This is a genomic window from Paenibacillus sp. S150 (genome assembly GCF_019352175.1).
Lineage (GTDB): Bacteria > Bacillota > Bacilli > Paenibacillales > Paenibacillaceae > Paenibacillus_AQ.
The window spans coordinates 1-15,836 of record NZ_JACBYI010000056.1 but is presented as its reverse complement, the minus strand read 5'-3'; the positions used below and the strand labels follow the sequence as shown (position 1 = coordinate 15,836).

The 15,836-nt window shown below is 51.0% G+C and carries 14 protein-coding genes; 10 read left to right on the top strand and 4 right to left on the bottom strand.

Features of this window, described 5'->3' with window-relative positions:
* The first annotated feature begins 246 nt into the window (after positions 1–246).
* The 9 genes from HYD27_RS29220 (at position 247) to aguB (ending at position 12,607) form a co-directional block, all read left to right on the top strand.
* Positions 247–3,786 (top strand): PAS domain S-box protein, encoded by a 3,540-nt coding sequence (locus tag HYD27_RS29220; protein ID WP_219221193.1) that lies wholly within the window; start codon positions 247–249, stop codon positions 3,784–3,786.
* Positions 3,783–4,418 (top strand): C39 family peptidase, encoded by a 636-nt coding sequence (locus HYD27_RS29215; RefSeq protein ID WP_219221190.1) that lies wholly within the window; start codon positions 3,783–3,785, stop codon positions 4,416–4,418. Before HYD27_RS29220 ends, HYD27_RS29215 begins: the two co-directional genes overlap by 4 nt.
* A 121-nt stretch (positions 4,419–4,539) precedes the next feature.
* Positions 4,540–6,498 (top strand): type I pullulanase, encoded by a 1,959-nt coding sequence (pulA, locus tag HYD27_RS29210; RefSeq protein WP_219221188.1) that lies wholly within the window; start codon positions 4,540–4,542, stop codon positions 6,496–6,498.
* A gap of 311 nt (positions 6,499–6,809) precedes the next feature.
* Positions 6,810–7,136: a PadR family transcriptional regulator gene (locus HYD27_RS29205; RefSeq protein ID WP_219221187.1), complete on the top strand. Its 327-nt coding sequence runs from the start codon at positions 6,810–6,812 to the stop codon at positions 7,134–7,136.
* A gap of 5 nt (positions 7,137–7,141) precedes the next feature.
* On the top strand, positions 7,142–8,107 hold the full coding sequence (locus HYD27_RS29200) for a permease prefix domain 1-containing protein (RefSeq protein WP_219221185.1): 966 nt from the start codon (positions 7,142–7,144) through the stop codon (positions 8,105–8,107).
* Positions 8,108–8,367: 260 nt separating this feature from the next.
* Positions 8,368–9,852 (top strand): glutamate synthase subunit beta, encoded by a 1,485-nt coding sequence (locus HYD27_RS29195; protein ID WP_219221183.1) that lies wholly within the window; start codon positions 8,368–8,370, stop codon positions 9,850–9,852.
* Between the two features lie 126 nt (positions 9,853–9,978).
* The gene (gene yfcE / locus HYD27_RS29190; RefSeq protein ID WP_219221181.1) at positions 9,979–10,521 is read left to right on the top strand and encodes a phosphodiesterase; all 543 of its coding nucleotides are present in this window, start codon (positions 9,979–9,981) and stop codon (positions 10,519–10,521) included.
* A 154-nt stretch (positions 10,522–10,675) separates the two neighbouring features.
* Positions 10,676–11,716: an agmatine deiminase family protein gene (locus tag HYD27_RS29185; RefSeq protein ID WP_219221180.1), complete on the top strand. Its 1,041-nt coding sequence runs from the start codon at positions 10,676–10,678 to the stop codon at positions 11,714–11,716.
* A 15-nt stretch (positions 11,717–11,731) separates the two neighbouring features.
* Positions 11,732–12,607, top strand: coding sequence for an N-carbamoylputrescine amidase (gene aguB / locus HYD27_RS29180; RefSeq protein ID WP_219221179.1), 876 nt, complete (start codon positions 11,732–11,734; stop codon positions 12,605–12,607).
* Here aguB and HYD27_RS29175 read toward each other — a convergent pair whose 3' ends face one another.
* From HYD27_RS29175 to HYD27_RS29165, 3 genes are all read right to left on the bottom strand, one after another.
* The gene (locus tag HYD27_RS29175; protein ID WP_219221178.1) at positions 12,608–12,949 is read right to left on the bottom strand and encodes a helix-turn-helix domain-containing protein; all 342 of its coding nucleotides are present in this window, start codon (positions 12,947–12,949) and stop codon (positions 12,608–12,610) included.
* A gap of 215 nt (positions 12,950–13,164) precedes the next feature.
* Positions 13,165–13,476: a hypothetical protein gene (locus tag HYD27_RS29170; protein ID WP_219221177.1), complete on the bottom strand. Its 312-nt coding sequence runs from the start codon at positions 13,474–13,476 to the stop codon at positions 13,165–13,167.
* 55 nt (positions 13,477–13,531) lie between these two features.
* Positions 13,532–14,380 carry a M12 family metallo-peptidase gene (locus HYD27_RS29165; protein WP_219221176.1) on the bottom strand — a complete coding sequence of 283 codons (849 nt, stop codon included), beginning with the start codon at positions 14,378–14,380 and terminating at the stop codon, positions 13,532–13,534.
* A gap of 110 nt (positions 14,381–14,490) precedes the next feature.
* Between HYD27_RS29165 and HYD27_RS29160 the strand changes: the two genes are divergently transcribed.
* Positions 14,491–14,760, top strand: a complete 270-nt coding sequence (locus HYD27_RS29160) for a hypothetical protein (RefSeq protein WP_219221175.1) — start codon at positions 14,491–14,493, stop codon at positions 14,758–14,760.
* Positions 14,761–15,571: 811 nt separating this feature from the next.
* Here the strand turns inward: HYD27_RS29160 and HYD27_RS29155 are convergent.
* A partial coding sequence (locus HYD27_RS29155; protein WP_228745412.1) for a hypothetical protein occupies positions 15,572–15,836 on the bottom strand: 265 nt, incomplete at its 5' end.

Sequence of the window (15,836 nt, the reverse complement as noted above, 5' to 3'; positions counted from 1 at the left end):
AAAAGCACCCGCAGCAAAGGCTAATAGCCTTCATTACGGGTGCTTCCATCGTAACAGGTCACGAATAAATATGTATTTCATACTATAGATGAACCTCCTATATCCGTCAATATTTACAATTTAAATTTTTTCTAGTTTGCAGCGGGTGTTTCATTTCTTTCCTTACTTCTCATATCGTATACTGGGGTAATAGACAACAGAGAGTCTGCGCAAGCAGCGGCTCGTGATGAAGGAGGCCTGGCTGAATTGGATAACGATAACAGCGAACTTCTCGATCAAGCATTCCTGATGTCTCCGCTCGGGATGGGAGTACTGTCTTTGGAGGAACACAATTGGGTAAAGGTTAATCCCGCCTTCTGTCATATTCTTGGCTGCAGTGAACAGGAATTCCTGGACGGCGGCTTGCTGAAGAATACCTCTGCAGCGCAGGAGGGACTGCAGTGCACGGATATAGGTCTTCTTAAGGACGAGCTGGCCTCCTCTCCGGAGGGTTCTCTTGTCAAGGAGATGAAATTTCTGACCCGCACGGGACGGACGGTATGGCTTTTGCTCACATTCGTTAAGGCCGGGGAGAGACAAGCCCCTCCGCATACTATTGTGTACGCCAAGGATATTACCGACCGCAAAATCGCTGATCAACTGACTGTGGACAGCCGCGATCTCTATGATTTATTTATAAAAGATGACCAAACGATGATTTCCTTCACCCTTCCCGACGGAACACTGAGCTTCATTTCGCCCTCCTCACAGCTGCAAATCGGCTTTGCGCCGGAGGAGATGGTCGGCAGGAACCGGGTGGAATTCTATCATCCTGATGATATTGCAGGAATGGATCAGACCGGGGGGCTGCTGGAAGATAAAACAAGTATCCGCCGGCTGCGCCATAAAGAAGGGCATTATCTGTGGTTCGAGACCTCATTTCATGTCATCCGTGGCGAAAGCGGCGAGGTGGTGCGGATTATGGGCATTGGCCGCAATGTGACCGGCCGCAAGCAGAATGAGGAGGCCTTGGCTGCTGCCCGGCGGGTCGCCAGGATTGGTTCCTGGGTTTGGGATATGACCAAAGGCAGGCTGATATTCTCGGAAGAGCTGCAGCGTATGCTGCACTATAGTACGGGAGCGAACGCAGGCTACGAGACCTTTTTGTCTCTGGTTCATCCGGAGGACATTGATTTTCTGTGGAAGGCAGTCAGACGGGCAGCAGAAAAAGGGGAATCTGACGAAGCCTCCCTGCGTCTGGTTCTTCCGGATGCCGCCGTGCTTACGGTACACATTCAGTGGGATGTCATGCGCGGCCCCGCCGGCAAGCCGGTGCAGCTTGTAGGCATGATGCAGGATATTACCGAGCGGCAGCAGATGGAGCGGCAGCTTAGAGAAAGCGAACGGAATTACCGTCTGATGTCGGAGAATTCAATGGATTTAATCTCGCGTCATGCAGTGGGGGATAGTATATTTGTGTATTGTTCTGCGGCTTCCCGCTCCCTGTTGGGCTATGAGCCTGAGGAAATGGTGGGGACCAGCGCATTGGATTACGTGCATCCGGATGAACTGGCGGAGGTCAAGAAGGTGATGGCCGGCAGTGAGCATTCCGGATCGATTCCCGTAATCACCTACCGCTACCGCCGCAGGAATGGAAGCTATGCCTGGTTCGAGACGAACAGCCGTTATATTTATGATGAAGATGGCCGGATTTTAGAGTTTATTTCAGTCAGCCGTGATATAACGGAGCGCAAGCGCTTCGAATCCATGCTTCAGGAAAGCGAGCAGCGCTACAAATCCCTCTTTGAGTATAATCCGTCCGCGGTTTATTCCATGAACCTGCGCGGGGATTACCTGACTGCAAATGCCAATCTGCAGGAATTGACAGGCTATGCCCTCGATGAGCTGGTCGGTATGCACTATAAGACGATTGTGCATGAGAAGGATGCAGCAAGAACCCTGCATCATTTCACGCTGGCCAGCCAGGGCGAGCCGCAGAGCTATGATCTGACCCTGATCCATAAAGAGGGGCACATGGTAGAGATTAACACAACCAAAATCCCGATTATTGTAGACAAGCAGGTAGTGGGGGTTTATGGAATTTCACGCGACATTACAGAGCGCATCAGATATACCGGGCAAATTGAGAAGCTGAGCAATGAGTACACGCTGATTCTTAATGCGGTGTCCGAAGGCATATTCGGCCTGGATACCGAAGGAAGGGTGACATTCATCAATCCGGCCGGCGCGCAGCTGCTGGGCTTTGAGCAAGACGAGATTATGGGCCGCTCCTATGTGGATCATATCCGGCAAACGGCGTCTGATGCGATCCACTACCGGCCGGAGGACTCTCCGCTGATACGTGTGATCCGGGCAGGAGAGTCCCAGCGGAGCATGGATGCGGTGCTGTGGCGCAAAGACGGCTCCAGTTTTTTGGCGGAATATCAGGCAACGCCGTTGTTTGACAAGGGGGAACGCAAGGGTGCGGTTGTTGTGTTCCGGGACATTACCGATGAGCAGGAGATTATCCGTGCCAAGGAGTCTGCGGAGAAGGCGGACCAGGCCAAATCCGAGTTTCTTGCGGTGATGAGCCATGAACTGCGGACACCGATGAATGGAATTATGGGGATGACGGATCTGCTCGCAGAGACGGAGCTTAACGAGGAACAGCGCGGCTATGCGGAGATCATCAGTCAGAGCAGCGCTTCCCTGCTGTATATTCTTAACGAAATTCTTGATTTCAGCAAAATCGAAGCCGGTAAAATGACGCTTGTTCACGAGCCGGTCAGTGTGAAGACAGTCATGGAAACCGTAACCGAGCTGTTCTCGATTAAAGCCAAGGAAAAGCATGTCCGGCTGTCCTTCCGGATAGCAGGGGATGTGCCGGAACTGGTCATGGGTGATGCGGACCGGCTGCGCCAGGTACTGGTTAATTTAGTGAGCAACGCGGTAAAGTTCACTGAAGAAGGCGAGGTCTCTATTGACGCCGAAACGGAGTTTTGCCCGTATGCCAGGAAGCTGAGCCTGAAGTTCAGTGTCCGGGATACCGGAATCGGCATTCCGCCCGAGAAGCAGCCGCTGTTATTTCAATCGTTCTCCCAGCTGCATCCGTCGATTAACCGTAAATATGGCGGCACCGGTCTGGGCCTCGCCATCTGCAAGCGCCTTGTCGAGCTTATGGGCGGAGCCATTGGAGTGGAGAGCACAGAAGGCGAAGGCTCCAATTTCTATTTTACGCTTCCTCTTGGCACCGATGTGGAATTTGAGGAGGGAGGGACGAACGGCGGGCATCCGCCGGAGGCTTCGAATTTCCTGGGCGGCGGCGGCAGGAATACAGAAGCCTCTGGCAGCCGCAGCAATGCCGAAGAGGGAGAATGCCGCAATTTATTGCCTGCGGGGAGTTCCGCTCTGCCGGGAGCGAAATATGGGTCTTTGCGGATTCTCGTCGCGGAGGATCACCCCGTCAATCAAAAGCTTATGCTGACCATGCTGGAGAAGCGTGGATATAGAGCGGATCTGGCGGAAAATGGACTTCAGGCGCTTCAGGCGGTTCTGGATCGTCCGTATGACCTGGTCTTTATGGATCTGCAAATGCCGGTGATGAGCGGGCTTGCGGCGGCGGCCGGAATCAGGGAGCAAGCCCCGCAGCACCACCAGCCATTCATCGTTGCCGTAACCGCATTTGCCAGGCCGGAGGATCGGGAACGCTGCCAGGCTGCGGGTATGGAAGACTTCGTCAGCAAGCCGTTCCTCTCCTCAGACATTGAGCGGATACTCCGGCAGCTGCGGAAGAAGACATCATTATGAGAGAAGAACGGCTTGGGCACCGGCTGACAGTGGAGCCTTATACACAGTGGGAGCCGGGGGTATCTTCGCCCGGCTCCGCCTGCGGACCGGCGACCATGGCCGCCTTAATAGAATATTGGCACACCCGGAGAGGCTGCGGCAATATTCCCGGCATCAGTCATTTCAGCTCCAAAGCGGCGCATATTAACTACATATACAGCCGGCACGGGGGGACCCCGTGGGGGATGAGTGCGCGCGGTTTTGCCAGAGGGCTTAAGGCATATCTTAGTGCTGCCCTTGCGCATGAGAAGCATAGACGGCAGCCGTTTTCAGTATCTGTTTTTAATGATATGCAGAGGTATAGAGCGGAGATCGACGCGGAGCGCCCGGTGGCGGTCAAGTTCGACAAGTGGTTCAGCATGCGCTGGCGGGGAAGGTATGCCTACGATTACCATTGGGTGCTGGGAACCGGTTATGAGAGTGCGGACACGGAAACGGGACCTGTGCTGATTGTTCAGGATAATGGCATCCGCCATAAAAACGGTGGATTTACCCCTGGCCGGGAACGGCGTATCCCGTATTTGCCCAATCAGAGCATTCTCACCATGGTAGCGCTGGACATAGGAGAAGCAGCCGGAACCCTGCCAAGCTAAGGTTACGGGAAGTTGTACTAGTCAGGCCGTCCTTCGAATACCCTGTGTACAAACGTTTGCGCCATAGCTGACAGCCAGGTTATAATATCCAATTAATAAAGGGTAAAGGGGACAGATTGCTTTGTCAGTACAAAGGGAAATGGAAGAAACCATCTATTATGGAGATCCTGCGGCTACCAGCGGCATTTCCGTATTCGACCAGGATTTTGACGAAATGTTCAGCTACGGCGGAGACGATCTTGGCCTCACTTATACTTCTGCTTGTTCAGCATTTTGTTTGTGGGCACCCACCGCACAGGAGGCAGAAGTGGTGCTCTACGACACTTGGCAGCAAACCGGCGGCCGCCGTCTGCCTATGATCCGTGAGGTGCGGGGAACCTGGAGGCTGACGGTCCCCGGTGATCTGGAAGGCAAGTTCTATACCTATCGTGTGCGTATCGAGGAGCGGTGGAATGAAGCGGTGGACCCATATGCACGGGCAGTCGGCGTGAACGGTGACAGAGCGGCGATTGTTGATCTTCGCAAGACGGACCCGGAGCGGTGGACCAAGGATAAGCCGCCTTTGGCCAATGCTGTAGACGCGGTCATCTATGAGCTTCATCTGCGTGATTTGTCCATTCATCCGGCCAGCGGGATTGCCAATAAAGGGCAATTTCTCGGACTTGCCGAAGAGGGGACGCGCGGTCCCGGGGGGATTCTGAGCGGACTCGATCATATTGCCGATCTTGGAGTGACGCATGTTCAGCTGCTGCCTGTGTATGACTATGCCACAGAGAGTGTGGATGAGACCAGACTGGACCAGCCCCACTACAACTGGGGCTATGATCCGAAAAATTATAATGTGCCGGAAGGCTCGTACGCCACAGATCCCTACCTGCCAGGGTTGCGCATAACCGAACTCAAAACCATGATTCAGGCACTGCATGACCGCGGGCTGCGCGTGATCATGGATGTTGTCTATAATCACGTGTATGACGGGTACCGTGTGAACTTCACCAAGCTGGTTCCCGGCTATTATCTGCGCTACAAGCGGGATGGAGGTCTGTCGAACGGTTCGGGCTGCGGCAATGATACAGCCTCCGAGCGTGCGATGATGTCCCGCTTTATTGTGGATTCGGTACTCTACTGGACCAGGGAATATCATATGGATGGCTTCCGCTTTGATCTGATGGGCCTGCTTGATATTGACACGATGGCCGAAATACGCCGCCGACTGGATGAAATTGATCCATCCCTGCTGACCATCGGCGAGGGCTGGATCATGGAGACGGAGCTTGCGGGTGAACGGCTGGCCAATCAGAGCAACGCAGACGCGCTGCCGGGGATCGGACACTTCAATGACGGCTTCCGCGATGCGGTGAAGGGCAATATATTCCGCTATGGTGAGCCGGGCTTTATCGGCGGCAAATCCGGTTTGGAGCAGGCGGTGAAGACAGGCATCACCGGGGGTGTAGTGTATGGACAGACGACCGGCCAATTTGCCGACGAACCCCAGCAGTGTGTGAACTATGTGGAATGCCACGACAATCATACCCTGTGGGATAAAATCGTCTTGTCCTCCGCCGGAGCAAGCGACAAGCATCGCCGGGCGATGCACCGTCTGGCCTCGGCCATGGTGCTGACGAGCCAGGGGATTCCTTTCCTTCATGCCGGACAAGAATTTATGCGTACCAAGGACGGAGTGGAGAACAGCTATAAATCACCGGCAGAGATTAACTGGCTGGATTGGGAGCGCTGCGCATCCCATACGGACGATGTTGCATACATGAAAAAGCTCATCGCCCTGCGCCGGGCACATTCCGCCTTCCGTTTGCGCAGCGCAGAAGAAATCCGCGAGAAGCTGTTTTTCGAGAAGGCGCCGGCCGGTGCCATTGCCTATACGCTGCGCGGGCATGCCGGCGGTGACAGTGCGCTGCATTTATACGTGGTCTGCAATGCCAATCCGGACGGAGCATCGCTTATGCTGCCTCCACTGGGAGAATGGGAGCCGCTTCTGGGCGGAGAGCTGGCGTCATCGGGCGCAGACGGGCGGTTGACCGTTCGGGGTCTCGGAATGGTTGTGCAGGCGGTGCAGGCGTAACTGGCCCAAGCCGTTTTAACGCAAATATATAATTGAAGGCTGCCCTGCAAGCCGGGAAGTTTGCCGGCAGGACAGCCTTCATAACTAATAGGTCAGCCGGAAATTTCTGGCTGGCCTATTTTTGCAGGTGTTTTAATGAGACGGCAGCCGTGAGAATGTGGGCAGGCTTGGGGAGGGTGTGCCCCGTCAAAAAGCTGTTCTCCTACCGGTGCGCTTATCCAAAATTAGTACTTCACCTGTCGTAGTAATCATGCTACAATATAATTACTACGACAGATGTAGTACGACAGATGCAGTAAGGAGGAGGGCCATTGATCAGCAGTGATGTAATCCGGGGGTATAACGATACATTTATTTTATATATGCTTTTGGATGGTGAATCCTACGGTTACGAAATATCCAAGAATATCAGAAGGCTGTCGGATGAGAAATATATCATGAAGGAAACCACGCTCTATTCCGCGTTTGCCCGGCTGGAGAAGAATGGATATATCTGCTCTTTTTACAAGGATGAGACGCTGGGGAAGAGGCGCACCTACTACCGGATCACACCGGAGGGGCTGGCCTATTACCATGAGAAATGTGCGGAGTGGCAGGTGACCCAGGAAGTTGTAAACAAATTTATTAAGGAGATGTGATAGGAATGGATACAATCATCAGTTATCTGGACAATATGTTTGCCGCTCTGCCCAAAACTGCACAGATGCAGGCACTGAGGCAGGACCTGCTGGCGAGCATGGAGGACAAATATTATGAACTGAAGCAGGAGGGCAAATCCGAAAATGAAGCCGTTGGCATTGTGATCTCCGAGTTCGGCAACATTGATGAGCTGATAGAAGAGCTTGATATTGCGGTTGAAGGCGAAGAGCTCAGGCTTCCCGTGCTTGCGCCGGAGGATACATGGAGCTATATGGCCGCCAGGAAGAAATCCGGCTTTATGGTGGGGATTGGTGTAATGCTGTGCATCCTCGGCCCCGCAGTGCTGATACTGCTCAACACCCTGGCGGAGTTCAGCTTTCTCAGAGGGCTTATTTCCGGAGATGCCGCGTCAATCCTGGGTGTGGTAATTTTGCTTATGCTGGTGGCTCTGGCGGTTGGACTGTTCATCTTCAGCGGCATGATGCTGGAGACATATAAATATTTGCATACGGGCTTTAACCTGCCGGAATATTTGCGGGCCGAGGTGCGGCATCGCAGCAATGCATTTACCTCTACGTACACCTTGTCTTTGGTGATGGGCGTATGCCTGTGTGTGCTAAGCCCGGTGCCGGTCATTGTATGGTCTGTGATTAATGACAATGCTGCCGCTTACGGAGTGGTCATTCTGCTGGCGATGGTTGCTGTTGCTGTCTACCTGTTCATCTATTACGGGAATATCAAGGGAAGCTTCAGCTTTCTGCTTAAGGAAGGCGAATTCACCCGGGAAAAGAAAGAAGAGAACCGGATTATGGGCAACGCCGCAGCCATTATCTGGCCGCTCGCTACCTGCATTTTCCTGATCAGCGGCTTTGTTTTTGGGAGCTGGTCTGTCAACTGGATTGTGTTCCCGGTAACCGCGATACTTCTGAAAGTTATCAACTCTGTGTATAACGCAGCCAAGGAAAAATAACCTGCTGGACCTGCTCTGCCCATCCCCGGAATTTTATTTAAAAAAGTGACATTACTCATTTAGGCTATAGAGTATAGATGATAATATTAAGGCATTTCAGGCGGAAATCCGCCTTGTCACAGCTTCTCGCTTTTCTGCTTTACAGTGACAAACAATCAGTCGGTGACAGAGAGCAACTGTCTTTTTGGAGCCGAATGGGGCAACAATGCCGTCCTTGAACTTTTCGGCGGCTAATCAGAGAGACTCGGAGGATGACAGGTATGGGTAAAGCAACAGGATTTCTGGAATATCAGCGGCAGACTCCTGCGGAGTGCGAGCCTTTGGAACGGATTAAGAACTGGAATGAATTTTCGCAGGCAATGGATGAGGAGAAGCTGCGGGAGCAGGGCGCACGCTGCATGGATTGCGGAACGCCGTTCTGCCATGTAGGGCGTCTGCTCTCCGGGATGGCCTCCGGCTGTCCGCTGCATAATCTCATTCCGGAATGGAATGATATGGTATACCGCGGCAACTGGGAGGTTGCTCTGAAGCGTCTGCACAAGACCAATAATTTTCCGGAGTTTACCGGGCGTGTCTGTCCATCGCCGTGTGAAGGCGCGTGTACGGTGGGAATGAACGGCAAGCCGGTAACGATCAAGTCGATTGAGAAATCCATTGTGGACAGAGGATTTGCCGAGGGATGGATTGTTCCCCAGCCGCCCCTTAGCCGTACAGGCAAAAAAGTCGCCGTGGTCGGCTCCGGTCCCTCCGGTCTTGCCTGTGCCGCACAGCTGAACAAAGCAGGACACAGTGTAACCGTATATGAACGTGCTGACCGGATCGGCGGCCTGCTGACTTACGGAATTCCAAATATGAAGCTGGACAAAAAGACCGTCCAGCGCCGTGTGGATCTGCTGGCGGCGGAAGGAATCACCTTTGTTACCCGGACCGAGATCGGCAGAGATATTGCCGCTTCCCGCCTGAAGGAAGAACATGACGCAGTCGTGCTCTGCGGCGGCTCCACGCAGGCGCGGGATCTGGCGCTGGAAGGCCGCGGGCTGCAGGGCATCCATCAGGCAATGGAATTCCTGACGCTGAATACGAAGAGCCTGCTCGATTCCGGACTTGCAGACGGCGAATACATCTCTGCGGCCGGCAAAGACGTGGTTGTAATCGGAGGCGGCGATACAGGCACGGATTGCGTGGCTACCTCGATCCGCCACGGCTGCCGCAGTGTAATTCAGCTTGAAATTATGCCGCAGTCTCCGCTTACCCGGCAGGCGGGCAATCCTTGGCCGGAATGGCCGAAGGTGCTGAAGGTGGATTATGGCCAGCAGGAAGCGGCATCGTTATATAACGGAGATCCGCGCCGCTATCTTGTGAATACGAAGCGTTTTGCCGGCGACGAAGGCGGGCATGTGCAGGAGCTGCATACCGTGCGTATCGAATGGACACGTAATGAGCAAGGCCGGATGGTGCCGGTTGAGGTACCGGGCAGTGAGGAAGTGATCAAGGCGCAGCTCGTGCTGCTTGCCCTGGGCTTCACCGGACCGGAGGAGACAGTGCTGGGCCAGCTTGGGGTAGAGCGTGATGAGCGTTCCAACGCCAAGGCGGAATTTGGAGCACAGGCTACGAATGTCGAAGGCGTATTTGCCGCAGGGGATATGCGGCGCGGCCAGAGCCTTGCGGTATGGGCGATTAACGAAGGACGGCAGGCAGCCCGCGAGGTGGACCGTTTCCTGATGGGTTCCTCGAATCTGCCTTAAGCATGATAGAGATGTGCAGCGCAGGACGCCCTTGAGGGCGTCCGCTTTGCGTTACAGGCCGATGGAGAGTTAAGATAAATAGATACATAGAACAATATAGACCAATAAGGAAAGGGAGAATTCGATATGAAGCTGATGTTCATTTCTGATATCCACGGATCACTGTACTGGCTGGAGCAGGCCTTGGCCAAGGCCGGGGAGGAGCAGCCGCACACTCTGGTTATTCTTGGAGACTTCTTGTACCACGGGCCAAGGAATCCGCTTCCGGAGGGCTATAATCCCCAGGGAGTCGCCGCCAGGCTGAACGCCTACGGCAAATCGCTGGTTGCCGTGCGGGGCAATTGCGACGCCGAGGTAGACCAAATGCTGCTGCAGTTCCCAATGATGGGCGACTATGTGCTGATCCTTCATGAAGGCCGGAAGATCTATGCCACCCACGGACATGGCTTCAGCATCGATCAGCTGCCCCTGCTCACACCCGGCGACGTCTTCATTCAGGGGCATACCCACCTGCCGGTAGCTGATGTCAAAGAGGGCATTACGGTACTGAATCCCGGCTCCATTTCTCTGCCGAAGGAGAATAACCCGAATTCCTATGGAATCCTTGAAAATGGGGAATTTATCATAAAAACCTTTGCAGGCCAAACGGTAAAGCAGATCAAGCTCTAAAACAGAGCTGCACCACTCTATCCCCCCGGGTTTCCCAGGGGGATTTTGCTTGTCCGGCAATTGAGCGCACCGGCATATTATTGTATGATGGGTAAGGAGATTTTCCGGGGCAGCGTTCCCGCTCCAAATATGAACAGCAGAGGTAACGATCCTAATGTATCCAAAAGATTTAAACTATACAATGCCCCCGGAATGGGGGGAGCATGAGCGCACCTTTATTTCCTGGCCGGTTCAGGCCTCCATGGTATTTCCGGACAATTATGAATCCGTGAGTGCCGGCTATGCCGAGATTATCCGGGCCATTGCGGAATTCGAGCCGGTCAGCGTGGTCGTAAATCCCGATGAGCTGGAGCAGGTGGAGAAATTGGCGTTAGGCTCCAATGTTACACTGCTGCCCATTCGGCATAATGATGCCTGGCTGCGCGATAACGGCCCTACCTTTGTCAAGGGTGCAGACGGAACGCTTGCGGGTGTTAACTGGAAATTCAACGCCTGGGGCGGGAAATATTCGCCTTGGGATCTCGACGATGAGGTGGCTCCGCAAATTCTGGAGCAGATGCAGGTAACCCGCTACGATGCTCCGCTTGTCATGGAGGGCGGATCAATCCATACCGACGGCGAGGGAACGCTCATTACCACAGAGGAATGCCTGCTGAACAAGAACCGCAATCCGGAGCTGGACCGGGGAGAGATAGAAGAATACGTGCGTAATTATACAGGCACAGAAGCCATCATCTGGCTGAAGCGTGGACTCAGCGGCGACGAAACCGACGGTCATGTGGACAATATTGCCTGCTTCGCCGCACCCGGCAAAGTGCTCATCCAGGTATGCGATGATCCGCAGGATGAGAACTACGGGATTACCCGGGAGAATTTGCGGATTCTGGAGAATGCCGCGGACGCCAAAGGAAGGAAGCTGGAGATTGTCACCATCCAGCAGCCGCCGCGCACGGAGCTTGGGGACATCCGCCTGACGCTTAGCTATTTGAATTTTTATTTTGTGAACGGCGGGATTATCCTGCCTGCTTTCGGCGGTGCGGCCGCAGAGACGGATAAGCTTGCCGAACGGAAGCTGGCGGCATTATTCCCGGACCGCAGAATCCGTACGGTGAATGGAATGGCGGTTATCGGTGAAGGCGGCAATGTGCACTGCACCACCCAGCAGATGCCTGCCGGGACATTACTTAATTCGTGAGGGAGGCCAGAAATCTTGAGAAAAGTAAAAGTAGCCGCGACACAAATGAGCTGCTCCGGCGACATTGATGAGAATATCAGCAAGGCGGAAGACTTGGTCAGGGAAGCTGCGGCCCAGGGCGCGCAGATTATTCTGCTCCAGGAGCTGTTTGAGACTCCGTATTTCTGCCAGAAGGAGAAATCGGATTATTACGCCTATGCCACCGAGCTTGAGCATAACAAGGCGGTGAACCATTTCAAAGCCATCGCCAAAGAGCTGGAAGTGGTGCTGCCGGTCAGCTTTTATGAGAAGAAGAACTACGCCCGCTACAACTCGCTGGCTGTAATTGATGCAGATGGTACGGTGATGGGCAAATACCGTAAAAGCCATATTCCGGATGGTCCGGGGTACGAAGAGAAATTCTACTTCAATCCCGGTGATACCGGGTTCAAAGTCTGGAATACCCGGTATGCCAAAATCGGTGTAGGCGTCTGCTGGGACCAGTGGTATCCTGAAGCCGCCCGTGTGATGAGCCTGATGGGAGCAGAGATTCTGTTCTACCCAACGGCGATCGGCTCGGAGCCGCAGGACGGCTCCATTGACTCCAGGGACCACTGGCAGACCTGTATGCTTGGCCATGCGGCGGCAAATCTGATTCCTGTCGTGGCCTCGAACCGGATCGGAGAGGAGACCGATGAGGAGTCCAGCATTAATTTCTACGGCTCCTCGTTTATCGCCGGCCCTCAGGGCAACAAGATTGTCGAAGCCGGACGGGAGGAGCAGACCGTACTGGTCAGTGAATTTGACCTGGATGCACTGGAGGTTGGCCGGATCGAGTGGGGAATCTTCCGCGACCGGCGGCCTGAGCTGTACCGGATGATATCTTCTTACGATGGGGATTTGACGTTTTAATCAGGCCATCGCACAGTTAAAGCACAGCCGAGGATGATGAACATTGCTCGGATCGGTTTGGCTCAGTCCGTCTACGATGGATTGGATGTCCTCCAGTAAATTCGGCAGTTTTTCCTCTGCTCGCAGACGCTCTCTTTCATGGAACCGATCCTCGATGGCCCCGGATTCAAGTTCTTGTTGTCCTTTGCGAATGGTGTTTCGACTGACCTGAAACTGTTCAGCGACAAGCCTCTGCCCGCCTTTTCCGAATCTTTCGATAATTTCGCCAATGTGGTCCGTTTCTTCGGTCCCATGAGCAGGCCGACGGTTTCGGTTAAAAATGCTTTGCATGTGCATAACCATTCCGGTCTCATTAGAGGACATCCTTCGCTATGTTTTGGTTTGTTTGGGAAACCTATCAAAACATGTACCGAAGGATTTTTCTATCTCAGCCCCTCTGGTCTGTTATTTTCTTTCACGTGCCTTAGGTAACGACTTTAGTCTTCGACATTCATGTCAAAATCCACCTGCTTTGAGCAGGTGGTCGTTTAATAACTTGAATTTTTGAAAAGTGTAAATCATTTTTTAATTCTATATTCAACCCATTCTTGATTTATAGGATCTTGAATAAACAAACTCACACCATTATCATTCTCTGCTTTGAAAATTTCTAAGCCGCTTTCAGTTCCATCGTCTGCACCTGTTTTCTCATTGGTTGAAACTAGAGAATCATTGACAGAGACATCAGTTTTATAAAAATCGTACTTCTTCCCTTCAAAATTAATCCAAGATGCAGGATCATCTCCTTTTGGTGTGTTTTGTGTGGAAAGATTTGAACAACCGATCAAGAGAATGAGAATAATAAAGAAACCGGACAATTTTTTTTTCATTACTTTCTCCTATGGTATCTTGTGCTATAGGCAATCCCATGGCACAAGATTTTTTTTAGCTCACAGTGGTTCCGTACCAAAGTTTATGAGTGCCTAATTGATCGTGATGAGTAGAGTGCCAAACCGTAGTGGAATACATAGTACCATAATTCATTATACATACTGGTGTTGTTCCTGTCGTATCATGTCCTAATCCATAATTATGAGAAACTTCATGCTGAACGGCATGGGCCGTTCCAGATAGTGATTGATCGCTGACAACGCTATAACCAGCATAGAATGGGTTGCTGTCATATTGATAAGCTATACCGCCCAAAAATCCTCCATCGGCTCCATTAAAATCTGACTCGCCAGTAAAGCCGATTACCAAATCATAGGTATCAGTTGCATCTCCTGCTAAATTACTTAATAACGCAGTGGCGCTATTACCATCGGAGAACCAATATCTATACGCTGTAATATTTAAATCTATGCTGAATTCTTGATTAAATGCATCATCGGCGCTTTCAACAATGCCAGATACCCTTGTTTGCCAATCACTGTGAGCACTTCGATATTCTTCATCTACTGCAACCAGAACATTTACGAGTTTTCCTGTTTCCAATACAGAAGCTTTTGTTTCAACGTCAACATTCTTATTGAGTTGAAACTCATTTACCAAGTTACCACTTTCATCATAAACAGGGATTGCAACTGATCTTTCGATGTTGGGAGTTAGCACTTCTTCCCTAAACTTATTTTGGCTCGGTTCCGCAGGAGTGTCACCCGCGATTTTTGCATGGTTTTGATAGAAAAGATTAACATCGACTTTATTAACATCTTCCGCTGACCCAAGTGGCACAAACGGCAAGGAACAAATAAGGACAATCGAAAATGCAAACGAAAATTTTGGTAGTTTAAGCAATAGAAAATTTCTCCTTAAATAGATGAATTTAGGTGTAAAAAAGTTTATTATTGATTTAATATCGTTTCTATAGTCCAAAAGTATGATTTTATGAGAAAATATGTAATTAGTTGTCGGATGAAATGCACATTTACTTAGAAAAGAATGATGAATTGTTCTCAAAATATGACGAAGAAACACACGAGAGATACACATTAGAAATGTATAATGCAGACGATGCTGCTGAGAATGGTGAGGAAGCTAGCTGCACTAAAAAAGTCAGCTTCATGAATCTTCCGTCGATGGATAAGATTAAAGAAGTGATTGGGAATGCTGGATGCAACACTTTTGAAATCACTCACACGGTAGAGAAAGTTGAAAGATATGAAAGAAAAACCTAAATTACCTTATGAATTTCAATCCGAGATTAAGCAAAAGTTGATTGAAGCGGTATCTTTACAAGACCTGCCGGCTACACAACAGCTAATCCGGATCATCGAAAAAAAATCAAGAAGTCATTGAATAGGAGGATCACAATGGCCTATGGAAACAAAGTGAAGTTTCAATATGACGTACCGGCTTGTAAACATTAACATTTGGTGGGCGTCCCTCGACCTTGCAGTAAAACGGTGAAATCGAAGCTGTCTCTAAAATTTCTGCGATATCCGCACGAACATGCACAGGAAATATTGCTCTTAGCAAAGGGAAAGTAAACGTAGAAAGCTCGTTTTCGTAGATAATCATAAATTGACATCCCTTTATTTTTTTATAGTGTGGAATATTGAATTTGTTTGAATATTATACCAAACATATGTTCGATTGTTAAGATGGATTTTCCTTATCAGTATATATTTTACGCCCTTTAAAAAGAATTGTTTCGTCCTTTTAGTAGTTTTGAGGTTACAATTATGAAACGCTTATTATACTTTTCATATATATCGTATTACAACCCGTGGTGTTACGGATTATAGAGATGATTGGAAAAAAGGTGAATATTTAAAAAATGGAATTTAAATTTTTGGCAGTTTTAATCAACTCGGTTCCAATAAAAGAAAAAAAGCATTCGCTTAAGTTAGCATCAACGATTTTTTTCTACGATTGACTAAGGAATCCTCATGAATCCACAGAAAAAAGGATTATCTAAAACATCAAATTGTTCCCTAACGAGGAGTATTACTCTAAAGAGCCTATCCCGGAATAAATAAGTAAGAACTATGGGTAAGAAAAAAGTAAGAGGGGATGTGAGTTGGCCAGCCCCGCCTCAACAACGGCAATTCTGCCGTTATTTCGGGACGCCCGGGCCAGCCCCGCCTCAACAACGGCAATTCTGCCGTTATTTCGGGGCATACGGGCCAGCCCCGCCTCAACAACGGCAATTCTGCCGTTATTTCGGGACGCCCGGGCCAGCCCCGCCTCAACAACGGCAATTCTGCCGTTATTTCGGGGCATACGGGCCAGCCCCGCCTCAACAACGGCA

Bases quoted from the DNA above. Each gene is read 5' to 3' on its own strand.
- HYD27_RS29215 (WP_219221190.1), top strand. From the start codon at position 3,783: ATGAGAGAAGAACGGCTTGGGCACCGGCTGACAGTGGAGCCTTATACA.
- HYD27_RS29200 (WP_219221185.1), top strand. From the start codon at position 7,142: ATGGATACAATCATCAGTTATCTGGACAATATGTTTGCCGCTCTGCCC.
- HYD27_RS29195 (WP_219221183.1), top strand. From the start codon at position 8,368: ATGGGTAAAGCAACAGGATTTCTGGAATATCAGCGGCAGACTCCTGCG.
- yfcE (WP_219221181.1), top strand. From the start codon at position 9,979: ATGAAGCTGATGTTCATTTCTGATATCCACGGATCACTGTACTGGCTG.
- HYD27_RS29185 (WP_219221180.1), top strand. From the start codon at position 10,676: ATGTATCCAAAAGATTTAAACTATACAATGCCCCCGGAATGGGGGGAG.
- HYD27_RS29175 (WP_219221178.1), bottom strand. From the start codon at position 12,949: ATGGTTATGCACATGCAAAGCATTTTTAACCGAAACCGTCGGCCTGCT.
- HYD27_RS29170 (WP_219221177.1), bottom strand. From the start codon at position 13,476: ATGAAAAAAAAATTGTCCGGTTTCTTTATTATTCTCATTCTCTTGATC.